Annotated in this window: 7 protein-coding genes and 1 pseudogene; 6 read left to right on the top strand and 2 right to left on the bottom strand. The window is 47.9% G+C overall.

Annotated elements, in window-relative coordinates:
• Nucleotides 1–51: 51 nt before the first annotated feature.
• From KI367_RS22815 to KI367_RS27670, 5 genes and pseudogenes are all read left to right on the top strand, one after another.
• Nucleotides 52–1584, top strand: a complete 1533-nt coding sequence (locus KI367_RS22815; protein ID WP_212952275.1) for a right-handed parallel beta-helix repeat-containing protein — start codon at nt 52–54, stop codon at nt 1582–1584.
• A gap of 234 nt (nt 1585–1818) precedes the next feature.
• Nucleotides 1819–2073, top strand: a complete 255-nt coding sequence (locus KI367_RS22820; protein WP_246537212.1) for a DUF2164 domain-containing protein — start codon at nt 1819–1821, stop codon at nt 2071–2073.
• Nucleotides 2074–2608: 535 nt separating this feature from the next.
• Nucleotides 2609–3466 (top strand): 23S ribosomal RNA methyltransferase Erm, encoded by an 858-nt coding sequence (gene erm, locus KI367_RS22825; RefSeq protein WP_281422528.1) that lies wholly within the window; start codon nt 2609–2611, stop codon nt 3464–3466.
• A 191-nt stretch (nt 3467–3657) separates the two neighbouring features.
• Nucleotides 3658–3987: a four-helix bundle copper-binding protein gene (locus tag KI367_RS22830; protein WP_212952284.1), complete on the top strand. Its 330-nt coding sequence runs from the start codon at nt 3658–3660 to the stop codon at nt 3985–3987.
• Between the two features lie 223 nt (nt 3988–4210).
• A pseudogene (locus KI367_RS27670) lies at nt 4211–4652 on the top strand (NAD-dependent dehydratase); the annotation flags it as partial.
• A 55-nt stretch (nt 4653–4707) separates the two neighbouring features.
• On the opposite strand, the gene KI367_RS22835 reads toward KI367_RS27670, so the two are convergent.
• Both KI367_RS22835 and KI367_RS22840 read right to left on the bottom strand, forming a co-directional pair.
• On the bottom strand, nt 4708–5025 hold the full coding sequence (locus KI367_RS22835; protein WP_212952277.1) for a winged helix-turn-helix transcriptional regulator: 318 nt from the start codon (nt 5023–5025) through the stop codon (nt 4708–4710).
• A gap of 111 nt (nt 5026–5136) precedes the next feature.
• Nucleotides 5137–5337 (bottom strand): hypothetical protein, encoded by a 201-nt coding sequence (locus tag KI367_RS22840; RefSeq protein WP_212952278.1) that lies wholly within the window; start codon nt 5335–5337, stop codon nt 5137–5139.
• Between the two features lie 299 nt (nt 5338–5636).
• On the opposite strand from KI367_RS22840, the gene KI367_RS22845 reads away from it, so the two are divergent.
• Nucleotides 5637–6362: a hypothetical protein gene (locus tag KI367_RS22845; protein WP_212952279.1), complete on the top strand. Its 726-nt coding sequence runs from the start codon at nt 5637–5639 to the stop codon at nt 6360–6362.
• The last annotated feature ends 120 nt before the right edge of the window (nt 6363–6482 follow it).

Raw genomic sequence — 6482 nt, forward strand, 5'->3', positions numbered from 1 at the left:
GTTCTGCAAACTTGTTTTTAAAAAACTATATTGAAGGAGCTGACTGAAATCATGTTGAAATTCGGTAAACGTATAATCATGGGTCTGAGTATTGCCGCCTTGGCGTTCTCTCTTGGGAATGCGGCACCATCCAAAGCTGCGGCGGATGGAGCCGAGTATTACGTATCTCCAAGCGGCAGCGATGCGAATGCAGGAACGCTGAGTTCTCCATGGAAAACGCTGCAGCACGCAGCCGACGTTGCCGAGCCCGGCAGCACGGTCTACGTCCGCGGCGGCGTGTATAACCAAAAGCTGAAAATCACCCGTTCCGGGTCCGCGGAGCAAGGCGCGATCACGTTTTCGAATTATGCGTCTGAGGTACCGATTATCGACGGCACCGGACTTTCGGTGAGCGGCAAGGAAGGAATCGTTGACCTGACCGACGCCAATTACATCACGATCAACGGCTTTGAAATCCGGAATTATGCGACCGCCAAAAACGGCGTCATGCCGGTCGGCATCTATGTGCACGGCTCGGGCAGCTACATAACCTTATCGAACAATAAGGTCCATGACATCAAAAATACCGCTACCCCGAAAGGGGAGGACTTGGAAGGCAGGGATGCGCACGGGATCGCCGTATACGGCACGAAAGCGCCGGATTCCATCCACAACATTACGATCGACGGCAACGAGCTTTACGATCTCGTGCTCGGCTCCAGCGAATCGCTGGTGGTGAACGGCAACGTCGATACGTTCCATATTACGAACAATGTGATCCACGACAACGACAACATCGGGATCGATGTCATCGGATTTGAAGGCAAGTCCCCGAACGCCGCCTACGACCAGGCGCGAAACGGACTTATCAAAGGCAACAGAATCTACAATATCACGTCCGCCGACAATCCGTCCTACGAGAAAGGCAGCACCGAAGCGGGCGGCATTTACGTCGATGGCGGCAAAGACAGCATCATCGAGCAGAACTACAGCTACAACAACGACATCGGCGTCGAAATCGCATCCGAACATGCCGGCAGGTCGACCAGCAACATTACGGTGCGCAGCAATATGATTTACCAAAATCGCTTGACCGGCATTGCCATGGGCGGATATGACACGGAACGCGGCTCCACCAAGAATTGCAACATCGTCAACAATACGCTTTATAAAAACGATTCCTTGGGCGAAGGAAACGGCCAACTATACGTTCAGTACGATACGGAAAACAACGTTATCAAAAACAACATCATGGTGGCCAGCTCCTCCGATGTCCTCATCTATAACGAGTACACGAAAAATACGGGGAATATCGTCGATTATAACCTTTACTTCGCGCCAGGGGGCAGTTCCGACGCATCGTGGACATGGAAAAACAAAGAGTACACCGGCTTCTCGGCGTATAAATCCAAAACAGGCAACGACGCGCACTCCATTTTTGCCGATCCGAAGTTCCTGAACGTTTCGAATAACGATTTTCACCTTCAGCCTACGTCGCCGGCGATCGATGCCGGCTCGACGGATACGGCCATCATTGGGGAATATGATATCGACGGCCAAGCCAGAGTGCAAGGTTCAGCCGTGAATATCGGGGCGGATGAATAGGGATAGATCGCATATTTTCTAATTGCGATTGCGGCCCCATTCGGCTCAAGACGACTTGCGTCGAACCTTTATGCTCATTGAGCATAAAGGTTCTTTTTTTGCGTGGATGAAACGCGCTTTGTTAGATCCCGCCTTGAACTCTTTGTTATTTTGTATTATGTTTGCTTGGACATTCCGTAATAAATAGGCGTGGCGCAAACCCCAACAATCGAGAACGAAGGGAGAACGTTTAATTTGGTCATCAAAATTTCCAGGGAACAAAAAGCGGCTATTGCCGGTAAAGTGCAGGCCTACTTCGAGGGGGAGCGTTCCGAAAGCATCGGGCAGCTGGCAGCGGAACAGATCATCGATTTTATGATCGGCGAGCTTGGACCGTTCATATATAATCAGGGCATCGCGGATGCCCGGGCCATGATTGCCGAGAAAATGGCTCAAATCGACGACGAGCTGTATGCGCTCGAGAAGCCGGTCATGCATCGGAGAAGCTAGAAGCTGCACGTTGCCGGAACATTTTTGTGATCCTGAAACGCTGCAAGCAGGCGGCCGCCGATCGTTCGGATAAAATGGGACCGGTCGGTTCGGTTGACTTTATCCGCCGATGAAATTATGATGTAGTGGTTGTACTTTGTCCATCAAACTAAGGAGGGTTGTTGAATTATGGGTGTAATTAATCGTTCCCGTGCTTTGAACAAGTAATTAAATACGTTCAAAGGCTCTGTTTTTCGCTTACAGAGTAAACGGGATTCGTCTGCCCATTTTTAACGATCTTCATTTTTCATATGTTGTTCATGCGTTGAAGAAAGACGGGATATCCTTGTCTTTCTTTTTGTTTTTTTGTCGTGTTAAAGATGCTGCTTCTTCCTGAAACGAAGACGGCTTTTCTTTGTCATCTTGTTTTTTTAGGAGCGTTGAGATCTTTTTGACCCCAATGCGATCCCGTTTACCGTAAGCCGCGAGACGTCCGTGTCAGCGGCTTTTTGTGTTGCGATCAGAGCCGGCGGCGAATTCGTTCAGCGAAGGGATCGTGAAAACAATGACGAAAAGAAAAATGAACAAGTATGCGGAACATAGAACATGGCCATCAGAAGCTCCGAATTTCAGCGGGCAGCATTTCATTCACAACAAGCGTTTGTTAAAGGAACTGGTACGTCTGGCTCAACTTTCCGACGATGATTTCGTGTTGGAATTGGGCGCCGGGAAGGGGGCCATCACCACCGTGTTAAGCGAGCAAGCAGGGAAAGTGATCGCCGTGGAATACGATCCGAAGCTGGCAAACAAGCTGGAACAGCTTCGAATGCGGAACGTAAAGGTGGTCCGGCAGGATATATTGCGCGTCCCGCTGCCTAAATTGCCGTTTGTCGTCGTTTCCAACATACCTTTCGCCATCACGACAAGCATTATGAAGATGCTCTTCGACAATCCCAAAAATCAGGTCCAAAGGGCGGTTATCATCATGGAGAAGGGGGCGGCGAAACGGTTTGCTTCCAGTCATGTCAAAGATCCATATGTGGCCGCGTGGAAAATGTTCTTTGACATCCGTTACGTTAAAGGGGTTTCAAGAGAAAATTTCTCTCCTCCCCCGAAAGTGGACTGTGCCATCATAACGGTTAGCCGGAAGAAGGTGCCCATGGTTCCAATAAAAGATTTTTCCGTTTTTCGGGGGTTGGCCGATTACATGCTTAAAAAACCTCAATTACCGGTGGATTGGGCTTTGAGAGGGATTTTTACGCCGCCGCAAATCAAAAATATAAAGCGCAATCTCGGCATAAAACAGGAGGCTCCCGTCGCATCCTTATCCGAGCCGCAATGGGCGGGCATTTTCGAGGCCATGATCAAACATGCGCCAAGATTCAGATGGCCGAAGGTTCAAAAGGCAAAATAGGAACGGTACCATACCGATTCGGCGGCAAGCTGCTGCGTTTTGTATTCTGGATAAAGTAGTAATGAGTGAGGGCTTAGGGATCAATACATTCGGCCATTGTTTTTACGGTCCTTTTTTTGGGTAAAAACTACCTGACGCAGCATTGGTCAGCAGGCTGCAAGTTTTACGTGGAAGGTAGGTCGATCGATATGATGTCCCATGAGCAAATTCAGCAATGTATGGATTCGTGTCTGCAATGCATGGTCGCCTGCAGCATCTGTTATGATGCCTGCCTGAAAGAAAACGACATCGGCATGATGAGGGATTGCATCCGTTTGGACCGCGAGTGCGCGGATGTGTGCGAGTTGGCGGCCAAATCCATTTCCCAGGGCAGTCCCTTCGTAAGGGAAATATGCGCATTATGCGCCAACGTTTGCGAAGCATGCGGGAAAGAGTGCGGAAAACATATGCATGAGCATTGCAAACGATGCGCGGAAGCGTGTTTTGCTTGCGCTAAGGCATGCCGGAATATGGCGGCTTAACGGGCAGGAAGAAAGCGAGATCGGCTTGGCAGCGCAGCGCTCCATGGTTACGAAATAGTGTTTATATGACATGAAAGTGCGTACTTCGCAAAGCGGCGTTTTCGTTGCACAATGGGAGCATATCAAGAACAGCCAAAAAGGAGCCGAGTTGCCACGCATCACCCGTCTGTCCACCAAGAACGAAAAGTCGCGCTGGCCGTTGGCGCCAACGGCGTCAGCGGCCGCTCCGGGCTTGCGGCATATTAGTTTGATGCAGGGATACAAAGTGTACGGAGCGCATTTGGGTCCGTTCAAAACCCCGGCGCGGGAGACGGACGCCGGCCATATGCCGCCCGAGTTTAGCGCGGATCAGCAAAATTACCCAGGCCGAAAATCGCCGGTTACTTCGGTCTCGAGACGTTCCCCCGCTGCAGATGTCGCTGGAAGTCATCATGGCGGACAAAAAACCGCTGTGGAATGAAATGGTGAAGAAATACGGACTTGAGCCGCATTCTTATCAGAAGGTGTCCTCCTAGCGGTTTGGCGACTGCGTTTTTTCCTGGGACTATGACTTTTTCGCCGACGGCTCCAAAGCCCGCCGTTTCGGCTTTCATGAATTCGTGGATAAGGAAGAGATTTTTATGGGCATTTTTGACGAATTGCGCTGTCTTAAAGTCATACCCTAACGGCAGGGCGTAACAAAAAAGGCTGTTCCCAAGCTGGCTTCAACGGGAACGGCCTTTATGCGTTTTTACCGGGAGGCTTCGAGCTCGCGGCTTTGCCGTCGTATTTTTGTTCGATATGGGTGTCACCCCATCGGCACATCATGTACAGGATCTCTTTGAGCGTCCAACCGTAATCGGTTAGCTCGTATTCGACTTTGGGCAGCACCTCGTTATAGACGATGCGGGATATCACGCCTTCGTCCTCCAATTCCCGAAGATGCTGCGTCAGCGTTTTTTGGGTGATGGACGGAATCAATTTCATGAGCTCGTTATTGCGCTTTTTTCCGACTGTCAGATGAAAAAGGATCACTGGTTTCCACTTGCCGCCGATCACCTCAAGCGTTGCTTACACTGCCGTATTGAACACTTTTACGGGTTCTTCCATACTTAACGCCTCCCACTCGATCGGAGCATGATAAATCCAATATAGCATGAAAAAAACTTTTTATGGCAGGATCCCCTTACCGGGATCGCGTTTTTTATCGCGTCGAGGCTCTCTGCCCCCTTTGTCCCTTTTTGGATCAGGCGCGCGGGCCGTCCGTTGTTTTAGTTTCGGCTTGACCGCTGCCCGTTTTCCCGCCGTCTTTTTTATTTTTTTTGAAGCATCCTCAAAATTTCGAGCAGCAAGAGGTTTAAACTGATCCATACCCCTCCAAAAATTCAGTTCTCAATTTGGAATTATGCAAAATTCTCACTCATCAATCCAAGAGTTTTTTATGATTGTTAGTTCATTGTTTTGATGGCTTGCTTCCAATTACTGTGAACGTTAAACACCAATATATCAGAATATTAGGTAAATAGACCCATTTAAAGGTACTATATGGATATTACAAAAATATGGAATTATATCGATAAAATAGGTGTGTGTATTTTTTCCAAAGAAGATAAATTCAAGAAACATCGAATGAAATCTTCTTTAATGGTAAAGGAGGAGTATTATACTCAATGAAGTGGAAAAAAGTATTTATAGTTACTCTTGTAGTCATGCTATTTCTGAGCATTCATTCGAATCCGATGTATGCAGTCCGAGAAACGATTGCAGCTTCAAAAATTATCGCATTATCTTCTAATTTGGCTGAAACATTATTCGAGTCCCCATCTTTATCGCCAAATGCACAGTCGGAAGAGGACCCCTCAACAAAAACAGATGAACATGATGAGGAGCCTTTACTCGAAGATCCCATAGTTGATCAGCCAGAAGAAGATGCTACTTCACCGTCACAGCCACAGACAGATGCCACCAATATTGATGAAAACGAAATATCGCCATTGGCAGTAGATGACATCACTCTTGTCATGTATCCTGGAGAGTCGTATTCATTTATCAATAATGGAAGTAAGTCGGTTTCCATCAGTACTGACGCGTCATCTACAAAAGATAACCGATATGACTATGTCACCTTTAATGTTGATGGATCCATCGTCAGCACGTATATGGATCACAGTAGTTCTTTCTCAGTCTTTTCAGGGTATACAGCAGTCATGACCGCTACCGGTTCGAGCCCGATCAACTTGAAATTAAAACCAGAAATCTCCTATTCGGTTTCACCCGAGCCAGCTTTAAACCGTGTTCTTTTGTCATTTGGGGAAAGTTATCGTTTTGTGAATGAAAGCTCCAAAATCCAAGATTTGTTAAACGATTCATCTCCCACCAAAGGTAAATTATCCTAAATTTCGAAAGCCCATAAGATCAAGGCAAAACGTCGGAACAATAGGGTAAGGAAATGTAAAAATGTAGGAATTACCCATGTTCGCAAGAGAAAATTTGACTTTTGGGGTGGTCTTTCCCCC

The sequence above is a fragment of the Paenibacillus cookii genome (assembly GCF_018333375.1).
GTDB lineage: Bacteria > Bacillota > Bacilli > Paenibacillales > Paenibacillaceae > Paenibacillus_AQ > Paenibacillus_AQ cookii.